The sequence below is a fragment of the Ottowia thiooxydans DSM 14619 genome (assembly GCF_000422885.1).
Lineage (GTDB): Bacteria > Pseudomonadota > Gammaproteobacteria > Burkholderiales > Burkholderiaceae_C > Ottowia > Ottowia thiooxydans.
On sequence record NZ_AUGX01000009.1, the window covers coordinates 280,495 to 301,980 of the forward strand.

The following is a 21,486-nucleotide window of genomic DNA, read 5'->3' on the forward strand; positions in this document are numbered from 1 at the left end:
CAAAGGTGGGATCGGGACCTGTTTTAGTTGAGGGTGTCAGGCAAGGTTTTCAAGCTCATCACCATATACACGCTGCTTCAAAACAATTCGCCCGGCGCAAGATAGCGCCACTTGCCCACCGGCAGCTGGCCCAGTGCGACGCTGCCAATCCGCACGCGCTTGAGACCCACCACTTTCAGGCCTACCAGCTCGCACATCCGGCGAATCTGGCGCTTTTTGCCTTCGCGCAGCACGATGCGAAGCTGCTCCTCGTTTTGCCAGCTCACTTTGGCGGGCTTGAGCGGCTGATTGTCCAGTTGCAGCCCGTGGCGCAGGAGGGCGATTTTCTCGGGGTCCACGCGGGCCTGGGTATTTTGGGGTTGGGCTTCGGGGGCGTCGTAGAGCGTTACGCGCACCAAGTACTCTTTTTCAATCTCGGAATCTTGCCCGATCAGATGGCGGGCAATCCGCCCGTCTTGTGTAAGAACCAGCAGGCCGATGGAGTCAATGTCAAGCCGGCCCGCAGGCGCCAGACCGCGCATTTGATGGGGCGCGAATCGGGTCTTGGAGCGGTCCTCGCTCCAATGGCTGTGCGGCCCGATCAAGCTGGCTGCTGGCGAGTGGCCGTCTTCTGCTTGGCCGCTCACGTAGCCCATTGGCTTATTCAGCAAGATCGTCACGCGGTCGGCCTGCTCACCGGCTGCTTGCTTGGAGACCGTGATCTGGTCCAGCACAGACACCTGCTGGCCCATACGTGCGATCTCGCCATTCACACGCACCAAGCCGCGCTCGATCCACGCATCGGCCTCGCGGCGTGAGGCAAGGCCTAATTCGGACATGCGCTTGTTCAGCCGCGAAGTGGTGGGTGCCTGGCCAGCCTCTAGAGGGGCTGTCACGCGGCGGAAACGGGGTGGTTCGGACATGAGATGACTATTAAATAAATAGCGTATTGGGGGTATTTTAAGAAACTAGTGTCTATTCTGAATCCCAGCTGCGAAGCGCCACTGGGTTAAGAATGCGAAGACCACCATACTCGATTCGAACCATGCCCTGATCGCTCAAGGCCTGCAAGGCTTCGTTGACGCGCTGGCGCGAGAGCCCCACCAGGTAGGCCAGCTCCTGCTGCGTGATGCGCAGCAAATCGCCCACGCCGGGGAAAAGCACCGGGTTGACCAACGCCGCAAGATTCAGCGCCACGCGTGTTTCCGGGCTTTTACTGCGATCAGCCTGGCGCGCGCCGATGAATTGGGCCAACCGCTCATTGAGCTGATTCATGACGAAGCGATTGAAGCCAATGGAGTGATCCAGAAGCCAGTGAAACGTGTCTACAGGCAACCCTGCCACCAGGCTGGGACGTAAGGCCTGAACGTTGTACCGATAGGTTTCGCGCTTCAATACGGTGCCTTCGCCGAACCAGCCACCGGGCGAAAGGCCGGAGAAGGTCCTCGCTTGGCCCTGCGCTGTATCGGTAGTCATTTTGAGCAAACCATCGATGACTCCAAACCAATAAGTCGACGGTCGTCCCATACGAAACACAAGCTCTCCCGTGAGCGCTTCACTGACGCGCAACTCAGCGATCACGCGCTCGGTTTCTTCGGCCCGAAGATGCGATAACCAGGGCACGCCAGCCAGCTCCTTAGGCGTGAGTGGCCGTCGGCGATCGTGCAGGGTGGGTTGTTGCATGACGAATACCCCTAGGGGAAATACCTTAGTGGATTAAGTCTGAATTGTCGTCCAAACGACAACATGACGTCAAAGCATCGGCATATCATCTTCCTCATACAAAGCACGGCAACAGCCGAGCGCAACAAGAACGTGTTCACGATCTATCCGGGGTCGCGCAAGCGCCAGTGCGGGATGGGATGCAAGGCGCGGCGCGCAGCCAATAGCCAGTGCTATTGGCAAGCGTCGCAACGCCGCAGACCGCCCGCAATGGCACTTGCCCTTCGGGTTGGGGCGAAATCGGGCGATTTCTTTGGCCATCCGCTTGCATGGGCACTAGCCCATGCGGCGCGAATGACCTTCGAACTCATCCCGATTGCGACCCAACGCGACCCCGGATAGATCGTGAACACGTTCTAATAGGAGACAAGCGAGTCCATGGCCGATACATTTCCACGCCTGCTGCAAAAGCATGCCGCCGAACGCCCCGTGGCGCCTGCGTTGCGTGAGAAGGAGTTCGGGATCTGGCAGACCTGGAGTTGGCAGCGCGCACTGGATGAAGTGCGCTGGCTCTCCGGTGGCTTGGCGGCGCTCGGCTTCAAGGCGGGCGAGAACCTGGCTATCGTCGGCGACAACAGGCCCCATCTCTATCTCTCATTCATGGCCGTGCAGGCTTTGCGCGGTGTGCCGGTGCCCATGTACCAGGATGCCGTGGCAGCTGAGATGGCGTTTGTCTTGCAGGATGCCGAGGTGCGCTTTGCATTCGCAGAGAACCAGGAGCAGGTAGACAAGATGCTGGAGTTGCGTGAAAGCGCCCCCGGCTTGACGCACATCATTTATGACGATCCGCGCGGCCTGCGCAATTACAAGCAAAGTGGCCTGATCAGCGTGGATGAGCTGTTCGAGCTGGGCCGCAAGCACGAGCGGGAGCATCCAGGGTTCTTTGACGCCACGGTGGCTGATGGCAAGTCAGATGATGTGGCTGTCATTCTTTACACCTCAGGCACCACCGGCAAACCTAAGGGCGTATGCCAGACGCATGCGAGCTTCATTGGTTCAGCGCGGGGCGGTGTGAGCACCGATGGGCTCAATGGCTCGGATAACGTGCTGTCCTATCTGCCTCCTGCCTGGGTGGGCGATTTTCTTTTCTCCATGGCGCAGTGGATGGTGGCGGGCTTCACCATCAATTGTCCTGAGTCGGCCGAGACCGTGAACATTGACATGCGGGAGATCGGGCCTTCGTATTACTTTGCTCCGCCGCGTATTTTTGAAGGCATGCTGACTTCGGTATCGATCCGCATGGAAGATGCGGCCAAACCGAAGCGCTGGCTGCACGAGAAATTCATGGCGGTAGCGCGCCGCGTAGGCTCAGACATTCTCGATAAAAAGCCGGTGCCATTTGGCGACAGGCTGCTTTACGCGGCTGGAAATTTCCTGGTGTATGGGCCTCTCAAGAATGCCATGGGCTTGTCGCGCATTCGGGTGGCTTACACGGCCGGTGCGGCCATTGGCCCGGATCTGTTCAGGTTCTTCCGCTCCATTGGTATCAATCTGAAGCAGCTCTATGGCCAGACGGAAACCTGTGCCTACGTCTGTATTCAGAAGAATGGCCGCGTGAAGCTGCACACCGTGGGTGAAGCTGCGCCAGGCATTGAGCTGAAGATTGCGGAGTCTGGCGAAGTGCTGGTGCGCGGTGTCTCAGTGCTGAAGGAATACTACAAACGCCCAGACGCCACCGCCGAGGTGATGGATGCGGAGGGTTACTTTCACACCGGCGATGCCGGCGTGATTGATTCCGATGGCCACCTGCGCATCATCGACCGTGCCAAGGACGTGGGCAAGATGGCTAGCGGCGCCATGTTCGCGCCCAATTACATCGAAAACAAACTCAAGTTCTTCCCGCAGATCAAGGAAGCCGTTTGCTTTGGCGACGGCAGAGACGCTGTATGCGCCTTTCTCAATATCGATTTTGAAGCGGTTGGCAACTGGGCAGAGCGGCAAGGCCTGCCTTATGCAGGCTATGTAGACCTGGCTGCCAAGCCCGAGGTGCTCAAGATGATGGCTGAATGCGTAGAGAAGGTGAATGCGGATCTCGCCGGCGAAGAAGGCATGGCAGATACCCAGATCGCTCGACTTTTCGTGCTGCATAAAGAGCTTGATCCTGATGACGATGAACTCACCCGCACGCGGAAAGTTCGGCGTGGCTTCATTGCCGAAAAATACGCGGTGCTGATCGAAGCGCTTTACTCAGGCCGCAGTGAGCAGTTCATAGAGACCGCGGTGAAGTTCGAAGACGGACGCTCCGGCAAAGTCAGTGCCAATTTGAAGGTTCTCGATGCCAAGATCTTTCCCATGGTGAAGGAGGCCGCATGAGTACCAATTCCCGCGTTGGCGATGTCATTCTGGAAGTGAGCAACATCAGCTTGCGCTTTGGCGGTGTCAAGGCACTGACCGACATCAGCTTCGATGTGCGTGAGCATGAGATCCGCGCCATCATCGGCCCTAACGGTGCGGGCAAATCTTCCATGCTCAATTGCATCAACGGCGTGTATGCGCCAAGCGAAGGCACGATCACCTTCCAGGGTAAAACCTTCAGCCACATGAACTCGCGCCAGGTGGCCGAGATGGGTGTGGCACGAACATTCCAGAACCTCGCGCTGTTCAAGGGCATGAGCGTGCTCGACAACATCATGTCGGGACGAAACCTGAAGATCAAAAGCAACCTGCTGTTGCAGGCGCTGCGCATCGGCCCTGCCGAGCGTGAGGAGATCAGGCATCGGCAGTTCGTGGAAAGCATCATCGATTTCCTGGAAATCCAGGCTTATCGCAAAACGCCAGTGGGCCAGTTGCCCTACGGTTTGCAAAAGCGCGTCGATCTAGGCCGTGCTCTGGCGATGGAGCCACGCATCCTGCTGCTCGATGAGCCCATGGCTGGCATGAACGTAGAGGAAAAGCAGGACATGTGCCGCTTCATCCTTGATGTGAATGATGAGTTTGGCACCACCATCGTGTTGATTGAACACGATATGGGTGTGGTCATGGACATCTCCGACCGCGTGGTCGTGCTCGACTACGGCAAGAAGATTGGAGACGGCACGCCTCAAGAGGTGCGCAACAACGAAGACGTGATCCGGGCTTATCTTGGAACCGGTCACTAAACGCAGTTCAAGGTTCAGTGTTCAACGCTTGGCGTTGAGCTTGAACCCCCACCTTTATCCGCTCAACGCTCAACCAAGAAGAACATGGCTTTTTTCCTAGAAACCCTTCTCGGCGGCCTGATGACCGGCATGTTGTATGCGCTGGTCGCTCTCGGCTTCGTGCTGATCTTCAAGGCCAGCGGCGTGTTCAACTTTGCCCAAGGGGCGATGGTGCTTTTTGCTGCCTTGGCGATGGCGCGCTTTTCTGAATGGATTCCGAAGTGGACGGGCATAAGCAACCTTTGGTTCGCTAACGGCACTGCTTTCCTGCTTGCGGGTATCTTGATGTTCGCTGTGGCGTGGCTGATTGAGCGCCTGGTGCTCAGGCATCTGGTCAATCAAGACACAGCCACCTTGCTGATGGCCACACTGGGTATCACCTATTTCCTTGAAGGCCTGGGCCAGACGATCTTTGGGAGCGACATCTACAAGATCGACATCGGCATGCCCAAGGATCCCGCATTCATCCTTGAATCGATGTTCGAGGGCGGCATCTTGGTGAACAAGGAAGATGTGGTCGCTGCGGTGATTGCCGCGGCGCTGGTGGTTGCGTTGTCGCTGTTCTTCCAGAAGACCAAGACTGGCCGCGCTTTGCGTGCTGTGGCGGATGACCATCAAGCGGCGCAATCGATCGGCATTCCGCTGGGGCGCATCTGGGTGATCGTGTGGTGTGTGGCTGGTGTCGTGGCGCTGGTGGCTGGAATGATCTGGGGCAGCAAGCTTGGGGTGCAGTTCTCGCTCACCACCGTGGCATTGCGCGCCTTGCCGGTAATCATCCTGGGTGGTCTGACTTCCGTGCCCGGCGCCATCATCGGCGGCTTGATCATCGGTGTGGGTGAGAAACTCTCAGAGGTTTACCTGGGCCCGTTTGTGGGCGGTGGTATCGAGATCTGGTTTGCCTACGTGTTGGCGCTGGTGTTCCTGCTGTTCAGGCCTCAAGGCCTGTTCGGCGAAAAAATCATTGATCGAGTCTGAAGCGGATCAAGACATGTTCTATCGCGAAAACGGCCAATTCAAAACGTCCTATCGGGCTGACCAGCAGATCTTTCCGATCGCGCAGGACCGCTGGGCTATAGCGCTGCTGCTGGCGGTGGCGCTGGTAGTGGTGCCCATGCTGGCCAGTGACTATCTGTTTCGGGCAGTGCTGATACCGTTCTCCATCATGGCGCTTGCGGCGCTGGGGGTGAACATTCTGGTGGGCTATTGCGGCCAGATCTCGCTGGGTTCCGGAGCGTTCATGGCGGTAGGGGCCTATGGCGCCTACAACTTGATTGCGCGCATCGAAGGCATGCCGCTCATCGTGGCGCTGATCCTGGGAGGTTTATGTGCCACGCTCTTTGGCATCGTATTCGGGCTCCCCAGTTTGCGCGTCAAGGGTTTGTATCTGGCGGTGGCCACACTGGCCGCTCAGTTCTTCAGCGACTGGATGTTCCTCCGGATCAAGTGGCTCACTAATGACTCGCCTTCCGGCTCCGTCACCGTGTCCAACGCGACCGTCTTCGGCATTCCGCTGGAGAGCGGGATGTCCAAATATGTGTTTTGCATGATTGTTCTGGTGGTCATGGCACTCCTGGCCAAGAACCTGGTGCGAGGCGCCATTGGGCGCGAATGGATGGCTATTCGCGACATGGACGTGGCCGCGTCAGTCATCGGCATTCGGCCTATGTACGCCAAGCTGAGCGCGTTCGCCGTGAGCAGTTTCATCATCGGCGTGGCGGGGGCGCTATGGGGCATCGTGCACCTGGGCACATGGGAGCCAGCGGCGTTCTCCGTAGAGGTTTCCTTCCGCCTGCTGTTCATGGTGATCATCGGTGGGCTGGGCTCGATCATGGGCGCTTTCTTCGGCGCTGCGTTTATTGTGGTTCTGCCGATCTTCCTGAATCAATTCCTGCCAGGGCTGCTGAGCCTCTTTGGCATTGGCATCACCACCGCTGGCATCTCACATGCTGAGTTGATGATTTTTGGCGCCCTGATCGTCTGGTTTCTGATTGTGGAGCCGCATGGCCTGGCCAAGCTGTGGTCCACCGGCAAGCAGAAGCTGCGGTTGTGGCCGTTCCCTCATTGATCTGTTTAAGAGCGTGTTCTAAGAGTTCCCGTAGTGTTCAATTCAAGAAGGAGACAAGCATGAAGTCAACAAAAACCATGATCGCCGCCGCCATAGTGGCTGTCGGAACGCTTCTCACCGCGGGCAGTGCGCTGGCCCAGGCCAAGGAGCAGTTCTTCCCACTGTTGTCTTATCGCACCGGCCCTTATGCGCCGAACGGTACGCCTTGGGCGAACGGCAAGCAGGATTACCTCAAGATGATTAACGCGCGCGATGGCGGCGTGAACGGTGTCAAGCTGACATTCGAGGAATGTGAAACCGGTTACGCCACGGACCGCGGCGTGGAATGCTACGAGCGCCTGAAAAGCCGGCCGGGCGTCGCGCTTTTTGATCCTCAAGCCACGGGCATCACCTTCGCATTGACAGAGAAAGCGCCTGTCGACAAAGTCGCGCTGCTGACACTCGGCTACGGTCTCTCGGTAGCTCAGGATGGCTTGGCCTTCAAATGGAATTTCCCTCTCATGGGCAGCTATTGGACGGGCGCTGACATCCTGATCCAACACCTTGGGAAGGAAAACGGTGGCCTCGACAAACTCAAAGGCAAGAAGATCACGTTGGTCTATCACGACAGCCCGTTCGGCAAAGAGCCTATCCCGCTGTTGCAAGAGCGCGCGAAGATGCACGGGTTCGATCTGCAACTTCTGCCGGTCACTGCACCAGGTGTAGAGCAAAAAGCAACTTGGCTCCAGGTGCGTCAGCAGCGTCCTGACTACGTGCTGCTATGGGGCTGGGGCGTGATGAACTCCACCGCCTTGAAGGAAGCCCAGGCTACTGGTTATCCGCGCGAAAAAATGTATGGCGTGTGGTGGGCCGGTGCCGAGCCTGATGTTCGTGACGTAGGCGCAGGCGCCAAGGGTTATCACGCCTTGGCACTGAACGGTTCTGGCCAGCAGCCCAAGGTGATGCAGGATATTCTGAAATTTGTTCACGAAAAAGGCCAAGGCACCGGCCCTAAGGATGAAGTGGGCCAAGTGCTCTATACGCGTGGAGCCATTATTCAGATGCTGAGCGTGGAAGCCGTGCGCAAGGCGCAGGAGCGCTTTGGCAAAGGCAAAGTGATGACTGGCGAACAGGTGCGTTGGGGCCTCGAAAACCTGAATCTTGACCAGAAGCGTCTTGATGCACTGGGCTTTGGCGGCGTGATGCGCCCCATGCAAACCACCTGTGCTGATCACATGGGCTCAACCTGGGCACGTGTGCAAACATGGGACGGTGCCAAGTGGAATATTGGCAACGACTGGTACCAGGCCGATGAGGCGGTACTCAAGCCTATGGTCAAGAGCGGCGCTGCCAAATACCTGGCCGACAAGAAAACGCAGGCCCGTCCGGCCAGCGATTGCAACAGCTGATCCGAGATTGGTTAGTACGGCGTTCCACTAAAAGGCTGGCAGGGCGTGTTCACGCCCTGCCAGCCGCTCCCAACAGGCATTGGTATCGATGCATTTCCGCATGTTTTCTTCATTCCATCCTTGGCTGGCAGACCCGCAGGGTATGGGTTGGCGTGCCGAATGAGGGGCCGAATGTCTGATACCGAATTGCGTTTATCAATAAATACAGTTTGGGCTGAGCTTGTCGAAGGGTCTAAGCCTGGTGCAGCGCAAGGGCAGACTCAGCGTGAACGGATTTTTATTCTTGAAAGCAAGTTGGTAGGAGTCCAGTAGCGGTGGACGCAAGTCAACTTTTCCAGAGATCATTTATCAAGGCTTTCCGATGAGTGACACACCGGCATCTCCCACTCTCCTTGTCGTCAATGGCATCGAGGTTATCTACAACCACGTGATCCTGGTGCTCAAGGGCGTTTCCTTGACCGTGCCGCAGGGCGGTATCGTCGCCATTTTGGGCGGCAACGGTGCAGGCAAGACGACCACGCTGCGGGCGGTGTCCAACCTGCTCAAGGGCGAGCGGGGTGAAGTTACCAAAGGCACCATTGAGTACCAGGGCGAGCGCATCGAGAACTTGAGCCCGGCTGAGTTGGTTAAACGCGGCGTGGTGCAAGTGATGGAAGGGCGCCACTGCTTCGCGCATCTGACCATTGAAGAAAACCTGCTCACCGGAAGCTACACCCGAACAGATAAAGGCGAGATCGCCCGCAATCTGGAAAAGGTCTATAACTATTTCCCCCGGCTCAAGACCCGCCGGACCAGCCAGGCGGCCTATACCTCTGGTGGAGAGCAGCAGATGTGCGCCATCGGCCGAGCGCTGATGGCCAACCCCAGCATGGTGCTGCTTGACGAGCCTTCCATGGGCCTTGCGCCGCAGATCGTTGAAGAGGTGTTCAACATCGTCAAGGATCTGAACGTCAGGGAAAAGACCACCTTCCTGCTGGCTGAGCAGAACACGAATATGGCGCTGAAATATTCCGACTACGGCTACATCATGGAAAGTGGCCGTGTAGTGATGGATGGCAAAGCCTCCGATCTGGCGACCAATGAGGACGTGAAGGAGTTCTACCTCGGCGTGGGTGGCGGTGAACGCAAGAGCTTCAAGGACGTCAAGAGCTACAAGCGTCGCAAGCGCTGGCTTGCTTGATGACCCCCCTGAGTCGCTTACGCGCCTTCCCCCCAGGGGGACGCCTGCAGCGGCCTGGCAAAGCCAGCTCCGCGCACGCACCGTATGGCTTGCTCCGCAGCCTCTCGAATCCTCTGGATTCAATTCGGGGTGGGTTTGCTGCGAGTGGCAACGCTCGGTTTGCGCAGAGGTGCACATGGCTTGCTCCGCAGCCTCTCGAATTGCCGGATGCGGTGCTTTACTCCCTCTCCCGCTTGCGGGAGAGGGTAGGGGCGCCCGGCTGCGGGGTGAGGGAATGACGACGTTTGATCTTTAGACGCTGCGTCATCGATAACTGATATGGAAACATCATGAGCGTGTATTTCGACACTCTGGAAACGCGTGACCCTGCTGTGCGCGAGGCTGCCTTGATGGCGGCGCTATCGGGGCAGATTGCGCATGCCCAGGCCCATAGCACGGCGATGAGCGAAATTTTGGCGGGCGTGCGGGCTGGTGAGGTCACCTCGCGCGCCGCGCTGGCGAAGCTGCCCGTGACGCGCAAGAGCGAATTGCTGGAGCGGCAAAAGGCTCAGCGCGCAGCAGGCCAGGACGTGTTCGGCGGATTTGCCGCCATTGCGCGTGGCCCGCTCATGCGACGTATTTATTCCAGCCCAGGCCCCATTTACGAACCTGAAGGCGCGGGGCGCGATTACTGGCGCGCTGCCCGTGCCATGGTGGCAGCAGGCTTTCGCTCGGGTGAGCTGGTGCACAACGCCTTCAGCTACCACATGACCCCTGGTGCGTTCATCATGGAGTCAGGTGCGCATGCGGTGGGCTGCACTGTGTTTCCTGCGGGCACTGGCCAAACCGAACAGCAACTGGAAGCCATCGTGGAGCTCAAACCCCAGGCCTATCTGGGAACGCCGAGCTTCCTGCGCATTCTGGTCGAGAAGGCTCAAGAAGCCGGGACAGATATCTCCTGCATCACGCACGGCTTGGTGGGCGGGGAGGCTTTTCCTCCCAGCTTGCGCGACTGGTTCAGTGCGCGCGGCATGCAGATCTACCAAAGCTATGCCACGGCGGATGTTGGGCTGATTGCCTATGAGACATCGTCGCGTGAAGGGCTTGTGATTGATGAAGGCGTGATCGTCGAGATCGTTCGGCCCGGCACTGGCGATCCCGTGGCGGAGGGAGAGGTTGGCGAGGTGGTGGTGACGGTGCTGAACCCGGATTACCCTCTCATTCGCTTCGGTACGGGTGATCTTTCAGCCGTGTTGCCGGGCGCTTGCCCCACTGGCCGTACCAATACCCGCATTAAAGGCTGGTTGGGCCGGGCAGACCAGACCACGAAAGTGCGTGGCATGTTCGTTCATCCCTCCCAGGTGGCTGAAATTGTCCGGCGTTTCCCGGATATCAACCGTGCCCGACTGGTAGTGAGCGGTGAAATGGCTAACGATCAATTGACCTTGATCATTGAAAGCCAGCGTAAAGAAGGCGATGATTGGCCGCGGCAGGTGGCTGACACCATCCGCGACGTGACAAAGCTGCGCGGCGAGGTTCAAATCGTGCCGCTTGGCAGCCTGCCCAATGACGGCAAGGTGATCGAGGACGCACGCAGCTACCAGTAAACACGTTCTTGGAACCTGTTTGCAGGGCGTGTGAAGCGGAAATTCCCCACATCAAGGGCGGGTTTGCGCGCAAACCCCGATGCGCCATGCCGTTCTTTTTCCGTAAGATCACCGTTTTATCCCTCTGCAAATTCAAAAGGAACGCACTCATGACAACTGGTTTGCCCACCGCCTTGCGCCTTTGCGCTGCAGCCGCTGCGCTGGCATGCGCCGCTGGTGCACAAGCCCAGGCTTTCCCTATCGCTGGCAAGACCATCACGCTGGTCGTGCCCTTCGCCGCAGGCGGCCCCACTGACAAAGTAGCACGCGATCTGGCTGAAGCCATGCGCAAGCCCTTGAATGGCACCACCATCGTGGTTGACAACGCTGGTGGCGCTGGTAGCACCATTGGCACCGCCAAGGCTTTCCGTGCCACGCCTGATGGCTACACGCTGTTGGTCACCCATGTGGGCATGGCCACCACGCCTACGCTGTATCGCAACCCAGGTTACAAGTACGATGAATTCGAGTATCTCGGCCTCATCAACGAAGTGCCTATGGTGGTGGTGACCAAGCCTATGCTGGCTGCCAATAACTGGGCTGAACTGAACACCTGGATTGGCCAGAACAAGGGCAAGGTCAACATGGGCAACGCCGGTCTGGGCAGTGCTTCTCACCTTTGCGGCCTTATGCTGCAAAACGCACTCAAGACCGAGATCACGACAGTGCCTTACAAAGGCACGGCGCCTGCCATGACCGATCTGATCGGCGGCCAGATCGACATCATGTGCGATCAGACCACCAACACCACCAGCCAGGTGGAAGGCAAGAAGATCAAGGCTTTTGCTGTCAGTACCAGCAAGCGCGTGACCATTCCTGCTGTGTACAAAGACTTGCCCACACTGGACGAAGCCGGCATGAAAGGCTTCAATGTGAGCATTTGGCACGGCTTGTACGCACCTAAAGGTACGCCACCAGCTGTGCTCAAGGCGCTCAATGATGCGCTGAAGGTAGCTGTGAAGGACGCTGACTTCATCAAGAAGGAAGAGGGCCTGGGCGCCGTGGTGGTGCACGATTCACGCAACAACCCTGCTGACCACAAGAAATTCGTAGCTGCTGAAGTGGCGAAGTGGGGCGCAGTGATCAAGGCGGCTGGTCAGTACGCTGATTGATAAAGTCCCTTGCAGAGGTGCCTCCGCGCCTTTGCAAACAGGCTAGCCAGCGGCTTGAAATAGGCTGCACTGGCTCCGAAGGATGGTCTCGTTAGAGGCCATCCTTTTTTTTGCCGCCTTCCCTTCGTGCTGGGGCTGCTCAGCCCAGGCGGTGTTTAACGATTAAGACGCAAGTCGGTGTCAGACCCCCCAGACCACGTCTTTCCCTTCCTGTGCGCTTTGCCGTAGCAAATCAATGAATGGAACAACCCGGCGGCCCAGGGAAATTGGATCGTCCGCTGGGGTCGCATCCTCTTGGCTCTCATTTTCCTGCTTTGGAGCTGGCTGAGCTGCGCGCCGCTTGACCTCTGCCTGTAGTGCTGCAATCGCATCAGGAATCTGCGCGACGGTAATGATGCCCGTGGCCCCAGGGGTCTTGCCGATGATCTTCAGTAACTCGTCACCGGTTTCACGCAGCATGATGACCTCTGCGGCGGCCTGGGATTTGAATTTGTACAGCATGCGTTTTCTCCTCAATTAAATCCATTCCAGACGCGGAACGGTACGTGGCATTCATTCTGCCTGCAAGCGCCCTCAATGTGCGTAGGACTCTGGATCGACCTTAGCTGGCTTCCATGCTGACTAGGGCGAACCCTTAATTGACATTTATTGTTTAAGCATAAACAATCTGGCCATGAACAAATTGTCCAGCATCGTTTGTATCGGTGGCGGCCCCGCAGGGCTGTACTTTGGCTTGCTGATGAAAAAGCAGCAGCCCGATTGCCGAGTGACCGTCATCGAGCGCAATCGCCCGTTCGACACCTTCGGCTGGGGGGTCGTGCTGTCTGATCAGACGCTGGGCAACCTTCAGGTGGCGGACCCAGAGTCTGCCAAGCAGATCGGTGATGCCTTCAATCACTGGGATGACATTGAGGTGTTCTTCAGAGGCCGCAGCGTGCGCTCTGGCGGCCATGGCTTCTGCGGCATAGGACGCAAGCACCTGCTGAATATCTTGCAGGACCGCTGCCTGGCGCTCGGTGTGGATCTGGTGTTTGAAACCGATGTAGCGGATGACCAAGCCATTGCCGCCCAGTACAACGCCGATCTGGTGATTGCCTGCGATGGTTTGAACAGCCGTATCCGCACTCGCTATGAGAGCGTTTTCAAGCCCGATATTGACCTGCGCCAATGCCGCTTCGTCTGGCTTGGAACGCACAAGACGTTTGATGCCTTCACCTTCGCCTTTGAGCAGACTGAGCACGGCTGGTTTCAAGCGCATGCCTACAAGTTCGACGAAAACACCTCAACCTTCATCGTCGAGACGCCGGAAGAAGTGTGGAATGCCCACGGCCTCGACAAGATGAGCCAGGAAGAGGGCGTTGCGTTTTGCCAGAAGTTGTTCGAGAAATACCTGGACGGGCATGACCTCATCAGCAACGCCAAGCACCTGCGTGGTTCAGCCATCTGGATTCGCTTTCCTCGCGTGATTTGCAACACCTGGGTGCACTACGAAGACATCCAGGGCAAGCGCACGCCCATCGTATTGATGGGTGATGCCGCGCACACCGCGCATTTTTCGATTGGCAGCGGCTCCAAGCTGGCTCTCGAAGATGCGATTGATCTGGCGAACGAATTCGCCACGGGTGCAGAAACCGAGGCAGTGCTTGAAGCGTATGAAGCGCGGCGTAGCGTAGAAGTGCTGAAGATCCAGAATGCCGCTCGCAACTCGACCGAGTGGTTTGAGAACGTCGATCGCTACACAGGCATGGAGATCGAGCAGTTTGCCTACTCGCTGCTCACACGTAGCCAGCGCATCAGCCATGAAAACCTGCGGCTGCGGGATGCGCAGTGGCTGGAAGGCTATGAAAGCTGGCTGGCCAAAGGGCCGGCTGTGCCTCCTATGTTCACGCCGTTCCAAGTGCGCGGCCTGACCTTGAAGAACCGTATTGTGGTCTCTCCCATGGCGCAGTACAGCGCCAAGGATGGCGTTGTGGGCGACTTTCACCTTGTGCACCTGGGCGCTCGCGCAATGGGCGGTGCGGCGCTGGTCATGGTGGAGATGACCAGCCCTGATGCAGACGGCCGCATCACACCCGGATGCCCTGCGTTGTACAACGACGAACAGGAGCAGGCGTTCAAGCGCATTGTGGATTTCGCTCATGCTCAAAGTGACGCCGCCATTGGCATTCAGCTTGGTCATAGCGGCCCGAAAGGTTCGACCCAACTCGGCTGGGAAGGCACTGATGAGCCATTGCCAACAGGCAACTGGCCCCTGTTGGCTGCCAGCGCCGTGTCTTATGGGGAACAAAATCAGACACCCGCAGCGATAAGCCTGCAGCAAATGGAAACGCTCAAGCAGGCTTTCGTGGAATCCACGCGCCGTGCGGCGAGAGCGGGTTTCGACTGGTTGGAATTGCACTGCGCGCACGGTTACTTGCTGGCTTCGTTCATCAGCCCGCTTACCAACCACCGAACGGATGCCTATGGCGGCACTCTTGAAAACCGCTGCCGCTATCCCTTGGAAGTGTTTGCCGCCATGCGTGCCGTCTGGCCGCAAGATAAGCCCATGAGCGTGCGCATCTCCGCGCATGACTGGGCCCCGGGCGGCACCACGCCTGACGACGCGATCGAGATAGCTCGCCTTTTCAAGGCGGCCGGTTGCGACGTGATGGATGTTTCCTCTGGCCAGACCACGCGCGCTGCCAAGCCGGTGTACGGCCGCATGTACCAGACGCCGTTTGCCGACCGCATACGCAACGAAACCGGTATTGCGACCATGGCCGTGGGCGCCATTTCAGAGGCTGACCACGCCAACAGCATCATTGCGGCCGGCCGCGCTGACCTGTGCGCTGTGGCCCGCCCCCACCTGGCTGATCCAGCCTGGACGCTGCATGAAGCGGCGAAGCTGCAAAGCCGGGCGGTGACCTGGCCCAAGGCGTACTTGAGCGGGCGGGATCAGCTTTACCGTGAGATTGCCCGGCAGCAATCGCTACAGGCTGGCGCTGGCTTGGCGCCGGTGAAAGCTAGCCAAGACGCTCAAGATCAAGGCGCCTGATGGACCTCGAAGCCCGCGCCCACAGCGAGCATCCTGAGGAGCTGCGCCTTTGGCTGCGCATGCTCACCTGCACGCAGTTGATCGAAAAAGAGATTCGAGCTGGCTTGCGGGAGCAATGGAGCACCACCCTGCCGCGCTTCGACTTGATGGCGCAACTGGAGCGTGCGTCTGATGGTCTGCGCATGAATGAGCTTTCCCGCCGCATGATGGTGACCGGAGGCAACGTGACGGGCATCACTGACCAGCTGGAAAGCGAAGGTTTGGTGGAGCGCGTAGGGGTTGAAGGAGACCGGCGTGCCTATTTGGTGAGACTCACGCCCAAGGGGCGGCGCGAGTTCAACACCATGGCAACGGCTCATGAGGGGTGGATCGTGGAGGCGTTTGCCGGGCTCGACACCTCTGAATTACGCGCCCTGCACCAACTGCTTGGCAAAGTGAAGCAGCATTTTCTTCAGGAGACACCATGAAACATTACATCGGCACTGCCAACCCTATGAGTGGGCAATACAGCGCGCAAGCCAGCTTCACCGCCAGGCACTTCAGCTGGAAATGCGATGCGGCAGGCGTCGCCACGGTAACGCTCAACAGGCCGGAACGCAAGAATCCGCTTACCTTCGATTCATACGCTGAGCTGCGTGATCTGTTCAACGGCCTGCGCTATGCCACCGATGTGAAGGCCGTGGTCGTGACAGGAGCCGGCGGCAACTTCTGCTCTGGCGGTGATGTGCATGAAATCATCGGCCCGCTCACCAAGATGAGCATGCCTGAGATGCTGGAATTCACCCGCATGACGGGTGATCTCGTGAAGGCCATGCGCGGTTGCCCTCAGCCCATCATTGGCGCCATTGACGGCATCTGCGCCGGCGCCGGCGCCATGATGGCCTTGGCTTGCGATATGCGCTTTGGCACGGCAGCCACCAAGACGGCCTTTCTGTTTACACGTGTCGGGCTGGCAGGTGCAGACATGGGCGCTTGCGCTCTGCTGCCGCGTGTGATTGGCCAGGGCCGGGCCAGTGAGCTGCTGTTCACCGGGCGTGCCATGACGGCGCAGGAAGGCCTGAACTGGGGCTTTTTCAATGCCTTGTATGAAGGCGATGAGTTGCTCGCGAAAGTACTTGCCTTGGCTGCAGACCTTGCGGATGGTCCCACGTTTGCTCACGGCATGACCAAAACCATGCTGAGCCAGGAATGGTCGATGACCATCGACCAGGCCATCGAAGCGGAAGCGCAGGCGCAGGCGATCTGCATGCAAACCCAAGATTTCCGCCGTGCGTATGAAGCCTTCGCAGCCAAGCGCAAGCCAGTATTTGGGGGCGACTGATGAGCGGCGGCATCATGCAACCCACGGCGTTGAAGCCTTCCACGGAGCATCTGGCGCTGCCATTTTTTGATGCCACGCACAGGGACATCGCCACTCGCTTGCCCCAGTGGGCGAATGCGCAAAGTCTGGATGAATCCGATGATCGCGCTGCCTGCCGGGATTGGGTGGGCAGACTGGGTAAAGACGGGTGGTTGCGCTATTGCGTGGCGGCCGAACATGGCGGTGCGATGAGCCAACTGGATTCACGGGCGCTCGTGGTGCTGCGTGAAACCCTGGCCTTTTACTCGCCTCTGGCGGACTTCGCGTTTGCGATGCAAGGCTTGGGAAGCGGCGCGATCTCGCTGGGCGGCACCGCAGCCCAGCAGGCCGCCTATCTTCCGGCCGTCGGCCGCGGTGAAAAAATCGCAGCCTTTGCGCTCAGCGAACCTCATGCGGGATCGGATGTGGCTGCCATGGCAACGCAAGCGGTGGAAACACCTGACTGGCGCCTGAACGGTACCAAGACCTGGATCAGCAATGGCGGCATAGCCGATTTCTATTGCGTGTTCGCCAAGACCGATCCAAAGGCCGGCAGCCGTGGCATCACTGCATTCATCGTTGACAAAGGCGAACCTGGCCTGGATGACAGCGCGCACATCCACGTCATGGCACCGCATCCTTTGGCCACGCTGCAGCTGAACCATTGCGCGGTAGCAGGCAATGCGCCGCTGGGCGAGGTCAATGGCGGGTTCAAGCTGGCGATGCAGACGCTCGACATCTTCCGCGCCAGCGTGGCAGGTGCCGCACTGGGCATGGCGCGCCGCGCGCTGGCCGAAGCGATTGCTCACGCGCGCCAGCGCAGCATGTTCGGGCATACGCTCGCTGATTTCCAGCTCACGCAGGCCAAGCTGGGCGAGATGGCCGCACTGATCGATGCCGGCGCGTTGCTTACCTACCGCGCAGCCTGGATGCGCGACACGCAACAGGGCTCCATGAAAGAGCGCAGCGTTGCCGCCGCCATGGCCAAGATGACCGCCACCGAAAACGCTCAGCGCGTGATTGACATGGCGCTGCAGATGCACGGTGGCCTGGGGGTCATGGTGGGCAACAAGGTGGAGTCGCTGTACAGGGATATCCGCAGCCTGCGCATTTACGAAGGCGCTACCGAAGTTCAACAACTGATCATTGGCAAGGCCGTGCTGCAATGAAATCAACCAGCGCCCAAACTGACCGCTTCGTCCTCGATCGCCTGCCACCGCCAGATCAATGGCCCGAATTGCGCTTTGATTTGCCGGAGCTGGAGTTTCCTGCGCAACTGAATGTGGTAGCCAGACTGCTTGACGATGCGGTTGAGAAAAAAGGGTGGGGGGACCGCCCTTTGCTGCGCTCTCCACAAGTTAGTTTCACCTATGCCGAAACACGCGAGCGCGTGAACCGGATCGCCGGCTACCTCATTCATGAGCTGAAGCTGGAGCCAGGGAACCGGGTGTTGCTGCGCGGAGGCAATTCCATCGGCATGGCGCTGTCGTGGTTGGCTGTGGTCAAGGCGGGCCTGGTGGCGGTGGCCACCATGCCGCTTTTGCGTGCGGGGGAATTGGTCAAAGTGATTGACAAGGCGCAACCTGCGGCTGCTATCTGCGATGCCCGGTTGCTTGCCGATCTGGAGCAAGCGCAGATTCAAGCCCCTGGAGTTCTGCGCCATGTAACCTGCTTTGGTGCGGCTGATGATCCGCGTGATCTCGGCGCGTTATCAGCGCGACATTCGCCTCACTTCGAAGCTTGCCCCACTGCGGCAGACGACATCGCGTTGCTCGCTTTCACCAGTGGCACCACCGGCCTTCCGAAGGCTGTGGTGCACACCCACCGCGATGTTCTGGCTGCCTGCGAATGCTGGCCACGCCATGTGCTCAAAGCCAGTCCTGATGACGTGGTGACCGGCTCTCCTCCGCTGGCATTCACCTTCGGCCTGGGCGGCTTGCTGTTGTTCCCCATGTGGGCAGGGGCCAGCATTTACTACCCGGATGTGCCCTACAACCCTGAGACCATGGTGCGGCAGATGCGCGAGCACGGCGTGACGATCTGCTACACAGCGCCCACCTTCTATCGCCAGATGGCCCCTTATGCCAAGGCCATAGGTGTCCCCACGCTGCGTACTTGTGTGAGTGCGGGCGAGGCGCTGCCTGACGCCACGCGCCAGCTCTGGAAGGAATCCACTGGCATCGAGATGCTGGATGGCATTGGGGCTACCGAGATGTTTCATATCTTCATCTCCTCGGCCGGCGCTGATGTCCGGCGCGGCGCCGTGGGGAAAGTGGTTCCGGGCTACCAGGCCAAGGTGGTGGACGAGCAGGGCAAGGAACTCCCGCGTGGGACCGTGGGCAAGCTAGCCGTGAAGGGGCCTACAGGCTGCCGCTACATGGAGGATGCGCGTCAGGCCAAGTATGTGCAAGACGGCTGGAACCATCCTGGTGATGCCTTTGTGCAAGACGAGGATGATTACTTCCATTACCAGGCGCGCGACGATGACATGATCATCACTGCGGGCTACAACGTGGGTGGGCCGGAGGTCGAAGATTGCTTGCTCACGCACCCAGCTGTGGCGGAGTGTGGCGTGGTTGGCAAGGCCGATGAGGACCGTGGAATGATCATCAAGGCCATCGTGGTTCTGAAAGCTGGCTTTGAGGGTAACGCCGCGATGGTCAAGGCGCTGCAAGACCACGTGAAAAATCAGATTGCACCTTACAAGTACCCACGTGAGATCGAGTTCGTATCCGTACTGCCGCGCACCGAAACCGGCAAGCTGCAGCGGTTCAGATTGCGGCAAACACCGGGTGGCTAATGACTAATGCCAACTTGCTTTCAAGAATACTAGTCCGTTCGCGTTGCGCCTGTCGGAGCGTTGCGCAAAGCTTCGACAAGCTCAGCCCGAACGGTTTTAGTGCTTGACCGCAACCATGGAGCCTCAGTCCGAATGGTGTTTACTGACTGCACGCAAATTGGTACGACGCCACTTCACATCAAATTACCGAAAGCATTGACATGCATAAGAATCTTCAACCTGAAGGCTGGGCGCCCGCCAAGGGCTATGCCAACGGCATGGCCGCAAGAGGCACGCAGGTTTACGTGGGTGGCCAAATTGGCTGGAACGCCCAGCAGCAGTTCGAGACAGATGATTTCATCGAACAGTGCCGCCAGACTTTGAGCAACGTGATGGACGTGCTGCGTGCGGGCAATGCCGGGCCAGAGCACATGGTGCGCATGACCTGGTACGTCGTTGATCGCGTGGAATACAACGCGCGGTTGAAGGAGTTGGGCGCGGTGTACCGAGAGATCGTCGGCAAGCATTTCCCGGCCATGACCTGTGTGCAGGTGGCTGGGCTGATGGAGGCGCGTGCCAAGGTGGAGATTGAGGTGACGGCGGTGGTGCCGGATTGATGGGGTTCACCCTCGCATCGCGTCACGCACCTTCGCAAACTTCCCCCAAAACTCGGCATCCTGCGTAGTCGCGAAGTTAATGCGCATCAGCGTGCTGGGACGGCGTTCGGCGTAAAACACGGCGCCGGGCGCGAGCAGGTAGCCGTCGTTCAGCATGCGCATAGCCAGTTGATCGGTGTCAACACCGGTGTCTACCCAGCCAAACATGCCGGCAGGCTCTGCTGCCAGAGTGCAGCCGTGTGCCAGCGCCAGCTTCACCCCGCGGCTACGCGCCGCGTCCAGCCGGGTGCGGATGAGCTGCGCGTGGCGGCGCAGCAACCCCTGTTCAATGCAGTGCGCCAGCGCGCGCTCCAGCAGGCTGGGCGTGGTCAAGGTGGCGAGGAGTTTGGTGTCCAGCAGGGGCTCCAGCAGCGCTGGGGGCGCTGCCAGGAAACCAATGCGCCAGTTGGGCGCCAGGATTTTGGCGAAGCCCCCCACATAGAGCGTGCGCCGCAGGCCATCAAGCTGCGTTAGCCGGGTGGCGTGGGCGGGCGCCAGATGCCCGTAGCAATCGTCTTCGGCAATATGAAAATCATACTGCTCTGCCATTTGCAAAAGCTGATGGGCATTGGCAGGGGTGATGCTGTAACCGGTGGGGTTATGCAGCACGCTTACGCTTATGAACAGGCGAGGCGCGGCAGGTGTGCCGGCATGTGCCTGGCAGTAACGCGCCATGACTTCCAGGTCAGGTCCATCAGCACGTCGAGGTACGGGAAGCAGACGCGCACCAAGTGCTGCCAAGCGTGTGAATTCGACCGGCCAGCCGGGTTCTTCCACCATCACGCTGTCGCCGGGTTTGAGCAAAGTCCGGCTGATGATGTCCAGCGCGTTGGTAGCACCCACAGTAGTGATGATCTGGTCAGCGCCTGCGCTGATGCCTAGGTCCCCGAGGCGTGCTGCCAGTACTCGGCGCAACCCAGCATCGCCCATGGGGTCGCCATACCGCACACTGGCTTCACGCAGCGCCGCGCTGCTGGATACCTTGCGCAGTGAGGTCACCAGAGGGTCGGTGGCAATCCAGCTGGGCGGCAGCATGCCAACACCAGGCTGCGGCTTGTCGTCTTGATAGGAGAACATGCCGCGCATGAGCGTGGTCGCGCTGATGGTGGCTCCATAGGGCCGCGCAGTGTTCGGTGGGAGCGTTTTTGAGTTTGAGAGGCCGCCTGCAACCGGGGAGGCTGGGGCCGGATGCGGTCTTTGCGAGCGGTCCCGTACGAAGAAGCCACGGTTGCGGCGCGCTTCCACCAGTCCCTGCGCCAGCAATTGATCGTAGGCGGCTACCACGGTGGAGGGGCTCACGTCATGCTGCTCCGCACAATTGCGAACACTGGGCAGGCGGGTGCCAGCGGCCAGAAGGTGGTCGCGGATGTGCGTGGCGAAGCGGGTGGCCAGTTGGTCGGAAAGAGACTGGGAGGCGGAGCGCAGCAGCATGGTGATGGCGTGATCGTTTCAGAAACTCGAGCCACAGTG

Annotated in this window: 19 protein-coding genes; 15 read left to right on the forward strand and 4 right to left on the reverse strand. The window is 59.1% G+C overall.

The window, feature by feature from the left end; genetic code table 11:
* Window positions 1-77: 77 nt before the first annotated feature.
* A complete protein-coding gene (locus G518_RS0107245) occupies window positions 78-902 on the reverse strand; it encodes a pseudouridine synthase (protein ID WP_051236171.1) in 825 nt (274 codons plus the stop codon).
* Window positions 903-954: 52 nt separating this feature from the next.
* On the reverse strand, window positions 955-1,662 hold the full coding sequence (locus G518_RS0107250) for a Crp/Fnr family transcriptional regulator (protein ID WP_028601952.1): 708 nt from the start codon (window positions 1,660-1,662) through the stop codon (window positions 955-957).
* A 417-nt stretch (window positions 1,663-2,079) separates the two neighbouring features.
* On the opposite strand from G518_RS0107250, the gene G518_RS0107260 reads away from it, so the two are divergent.
* The 9 genes from G518_RS0107260 (at window position 2,080) to G518_RS0107295 (ending at window position 12,208) form a co-directional block, all read left to right on the forward strand.
* Window positions 2,080-4,014 carry an AMP-dependent synthetase/ligase gene (locus tag G518_RS0107260; RefSeq protein ID WP_028601954.1) on the forward strand — a complete coding sequence of 645 codons (1,935 nt, stop codon included), beginning with the start codon at window positions 2,080-2,082 and terminating at the stop codon, window positions 4,012-4,014.
* Window positions 4,011-4,799: an ABC transporter ATP-binding protein gene (locus G518_RS0107265; RefSeq protein ID WP_028601955.1), complete on the forward strand. Its 789-nt coding sequence runs from the start codon at window positions 4,011-4,013 to the stop codon at window positions 4,797-4,799. Before G518_RS0107260 ends, G518_RS0107265 begins: the two co-directional genes overlap by 4 nt.
* 84 nt (window positions 4,800-4,883) lie before the next feature.
* Window positions 4,884-5,813 (forward strand): branched-chain amino acid ABC transporter permease, encoded by a 930-nt coding sequence (locus tag G518_RS0107270; RefSeq protein ID WP_028601956.1) that lies wholly within the window; start codon window positions 4,884-4,886, stop codon window positions 5,811-5,813.
* A gap of 13 nt (window positions 5,814-5,826) precedes the next feature.
* Window positions 5,827-6,903, forward strand: coding sequence for a branched-chain amino acid ABC transporter permease (locus G518_RS0107275; RefSeq protein ID WP_028601957.1), 1,077 nt, complete (start codon window positions 5,827-5,829; stop codon window positions 6,901-6,903).
* 59 nt (window positions 6,904-6,962) lie between these two features.
* Window positions 6,963-8,291 carry an ABC transporter substrate-binding protein gene (locus tag G518_RS0107280; RefSeq protein WP_028601958.1) on the forward strand — a complete coding sequence of 443 codons (1,329 nt, stop codon included), beginning with the start codon at window positions 6,963-6,965 and terminating at the stop codon, window positions 8,289-8,291.
* Window positions 8,292-8,462: 171 nt separating this feature from the next.
* Window positions 8,463-8,603 (forward strand): hypothetical protein, encoded by a 141-nt coding sequence (locus tag G518_RS39870; RefSeq protein WP_156909312.1) that lies wholly within the window; start codon window positions 8,463-8,465, stop codon window positions 8,601-8,603.
* 49 nt (window positions 8,604-8,652) lie between these two features.
* On the forward strand, window positions 8,653-9,471 hold the full coding sequence (locus G518_RS0107285; protein ID WP_028601959.1) for an ABC transporter ATP-binding protein: 819 nt from the start codon (window positions 8,653-8,655) through the stop codon (window positions 9,469-9,471).
* A gap of 329 nt (window positions 9,472-9,800) precedes the next feature.
* Window positions 9,801-11,057, forward strand: a complete 1,257-nt coding sequence (locus G518_RS0107290; RefSeq protein WP_028601960.1) for a phenylacetate--CoA ligase family protein — start codon at window positions 9,801-9,803, stop codon at window positions 11,055-11,057.
* A gap of 149 nt (window positions 11,058-11,206) precedes the next feature.
* Entirely contained in the window at window positions 11,207-12,208 is a 1,002-nt protein-coding gene (locus G518_RS0107295; RefSeq protein ID WP_051236173.1) for a tripartite tricarboxylate transporter substrate-binding protein, read from the forward strand.
* A 180-nt stretch (window positions 12,209-12,388) separates the two neighbouring features.
* On the opposite strand, the gene G518_RS0107300 is transcribed toward G518_RS0107295, so the two are convergent.
* Window positions 12,389-12,709: a DUF1840 domain-containing protein gene (locus tag G518_RS0107300; RefSeq protein ID WP_028601962.1), complete on the reverse strand. Its 321-nt coding sequence runs from the start codon at window positions 12,707-12,709 to the stop codon at window positions 12,389-12,391.
* 172 nt (window positions 12,710-12,881) lie between these two features.
* On the opposite strand from G518_RS0107300, the gene G518_RS0107305 reads away from it, so the two are divergent.
* The 6 genes from G518_RS0107305 to G518_RS0107330 all read left to right on the forward strand — a co-directional run bounded on the left by G518_RS0107305 (window position 12,882) and on the right by G518_RS0107330 (window position 19,977).
* Complete coding sequence (locus G518_RS0107305; protein ID WP_156909313.1) at window positions 12,882-15,242, forward strand: bifunctional salicylyl-CoA 5-hydroxylase/oxidoreductase; 2,361 nt, start codon at window positions 12,882-12,884, stop codon at window positions 15,240-15,242.
* The gene (locus G518_RS0107310) at window positions 15,242-15,709 is read left to right on the forward strand and encodes a MarR family winged helix-turn-helix transcriptional regulator (RefSeq protein ID WP_028601964.1); all 468 of its coding nucleotides are present in this window, start codon (window positions 15,242-15,244) and stop codon (window positions 15,707-15,709) included. Before G518_RS0107305 ends, G518_RS0107310 begins: the two co-directional genes overlap by 1 nt.
* Window positions 15,706-16,563 (forward strand): enoyl-CoA hydratase family protein, encoded by an 858-nt coding sequence (locus tag G518_RS0107315; protein ID WP_028601965.1) that lies wholly within the window; start codon window positions 15,706-15,708, stop codon window positions 16,561-16,563. Before G518_RS0107310 ends, G518_RS0107315 begins: the two co-directional genes overlap by 4 nt.
* Window positions 16,563-17,750 carry an acyl-CoA dehydrogenase family protein gene (locus G518_RS0107320; RefSeq protein WP_245597916.1) on the forward strand — a complete coding sequence of 396 codons (1,188 nt, stop codon included), beginning with the start codon at window positions 16,563-16,565 and terminating at the stop codon, window positions 17,748-17,750. The genes G518_RS0107315 and G518_RS0107320 overlap by 1 nt, the downstream gene beginning before the upstream one ends.
* Window positions 17,747-19,381, forward strand: a complete 1,635-nt coding sequence (locus tag G518_RS0107325; protein WP_028601967.1) for an AMP-binding protein — start codon at window positions 17,747-17,749, stop codon at window positions 19,379-19,381. The genes G518_RS0107320 and G518_RS0107325 overlap by 4 nt, the downstream gene beginning before the upstream one ends.
* Before the next feature lie 200 nt (window positions 19,382-19,581).
* A complete protein-coding gene (locus tag G518_RS0107330) occupies window positions 19,582-19,977 on the forward strand; it encodes a RidA family protein (RefSeq protein WP_028601968.1) in 396 nt (131 codons plus the stop codon).
* A 6-nt stretch (window positions 19,978-19,983) separates the two neighbouring features.
* Here the strand turns inward: G518_RS0107330 and G518_RS0107335 are convergent, their stop codons facing one another.
* Window positions 19,984-21,447 carry an aminotransferase-like domain-containing protein gene (locus tag G518_RS0107335; protein ID WP_028601969.1) on the reverse strand — a complete coding sequence of 488 codons (1,464 nt, stop codon included), beginning with the start codon at window positions 21,445-21,447 and terminating at the stop codon, window positions 19,984-19,986.
* Window positions 21,448-21,486 lie beyond the last annotated feature (39 nt).

Excerpts from the sequence above, each read along its gene's own strand:
- G518_RS0107245 (WP_051236171.1), bottom strand. The coding sequence starts at position 902 with ATGTCCGAACCACCCCGTTTCCGCCGCGTGACAGCCCCTCTAGAGGCT.
- G518_RS0107250 (WP_028601952.1), bottom strand. The coding sequence starts at position 1,662 with ATGCAACAACCCACCCTGCACGATCGCCGACGGCCACTCACGCCTAAG.
- G518_RS0107260 (WP_028601954.1), top strand. The coding sequence starts at position 2,080 with ATGGCCGATACATTTCCACGCCTGCTGCAAAAGCATGCCGCCGAACGC.
- G518_RS0107265 (WP_028601955.1), top strand. The coding sequence starts at position 4,011 with ATGAGTACCAATTCCCGCGTTGGCGATGTCATTCTGGAAGTGAGCAAC.
- G518_RS0107270 (WP_028601956.1), top strand. The coding sequence starts at position 4,884 with ATGGCTTTTTTCCTAGAAACCCTTCTCGGCGGCCTGATGACCGGCATG.
- G518_RS0107275 (WP_028601957.1), top strand. The coding sequence starts at position 5,827 with ATGTTCTATCGCGAAAACGGCCAATTCAAAACGTCCTATCGGGCTGAC.
- G518_RS0107280 (WP_028601958.1), top strand. The coding sequence starts at position 6,963 with ATGAAGTCAACAAAAACCATGATCGCCGCCGCCATAGTGGCTGTCGGA.
- G518_RS39870 (WP_156909312.1), top strand. The coding sequence starts at position 8,463 with ATGTCTGATACCGAATTGCGTTTATCAATAAATACAGTTTGGGCTGAG.
- G518_RS0107285 (WP_028601959.1), top strand. The coding sequence starts at position 8,653 with ATGAGTGACACACCGGCATCTCCCACTCTCCTTGTCGTCAATGGCATC.
- G518_RS0107290 (WP_028601960.1), top strand. The coding sequence starts at position 9,801 with ATGAGCGTGTATTTCGACACTCTGGAAACGCGTGACCCTGCTGTGCGC.
- G518_RS0107295 (WP_051236173.1), top strand. The coding sequence starts at position 11,207 with ATGACAACTGGTTTGCCCACCGCCTTGCGCCTTTGCGCTGCAGCCGCT.
- G518_RS0107300 (WP_028601962.1), bottom strand. The coding sequence starts at position 12,709 with ATGCTGTACAAATTCAAATCCCAGGCCGCCGCAGAGGTCATCATGCTG.
- G518_RS0107305 (WP_156909313.1), top strand. The coding sequence starts at position 12,882 with ATGAACAAATTGTCCAGCATCGTTTGTATCGGTGGCGGCCCCGCAGGG.
- G518_RS0107310 (WP_028601964.1), top strand. The coding sequence starts at position 15,242 with ATGGACCTCGAAGCCCGCGCCCACAGCGAGCATCCTGAGGAGCTGCGC.
- G518_RS0107315 (WP_028601965.1), top strand. The coding sequence starts at position 15,706 with ATGAAACATTACATCGGCACTGCCAACCCTATGAGTGGGCAATACAGC.
- G518_RS0107320 (WP_245597916.1), top strand. The coding sequence starts at position 16,563 with ATGAGCGGCGGCATCATGCAACCCACGGCGTTGAAGCCTTCCACGGAG.
- G518_RS0107325 (WP_028601967.1), top strand. The coding sequence starts at position 17,747 with ATGAAATCAACCAGCGCCCAAACTGACCGCTTCGTCCTCGATCGCCTG.
- G518_RS0107330 (WP_028601968.1), top strand. The coding sequence starts at position 19,582 with ATGCATAAGAATCTTCAACCTGAAGGCTGGGCGCCCGCCAAGGGCTAT.
- G518_RS0107335 (WP_028601969.1), bottom strand. The coding sequence starts at position 21,447 with ATGCTGCTGCGCTCCGCCTCCCAGTCTCTTTCCGACCAACTGGCCACC.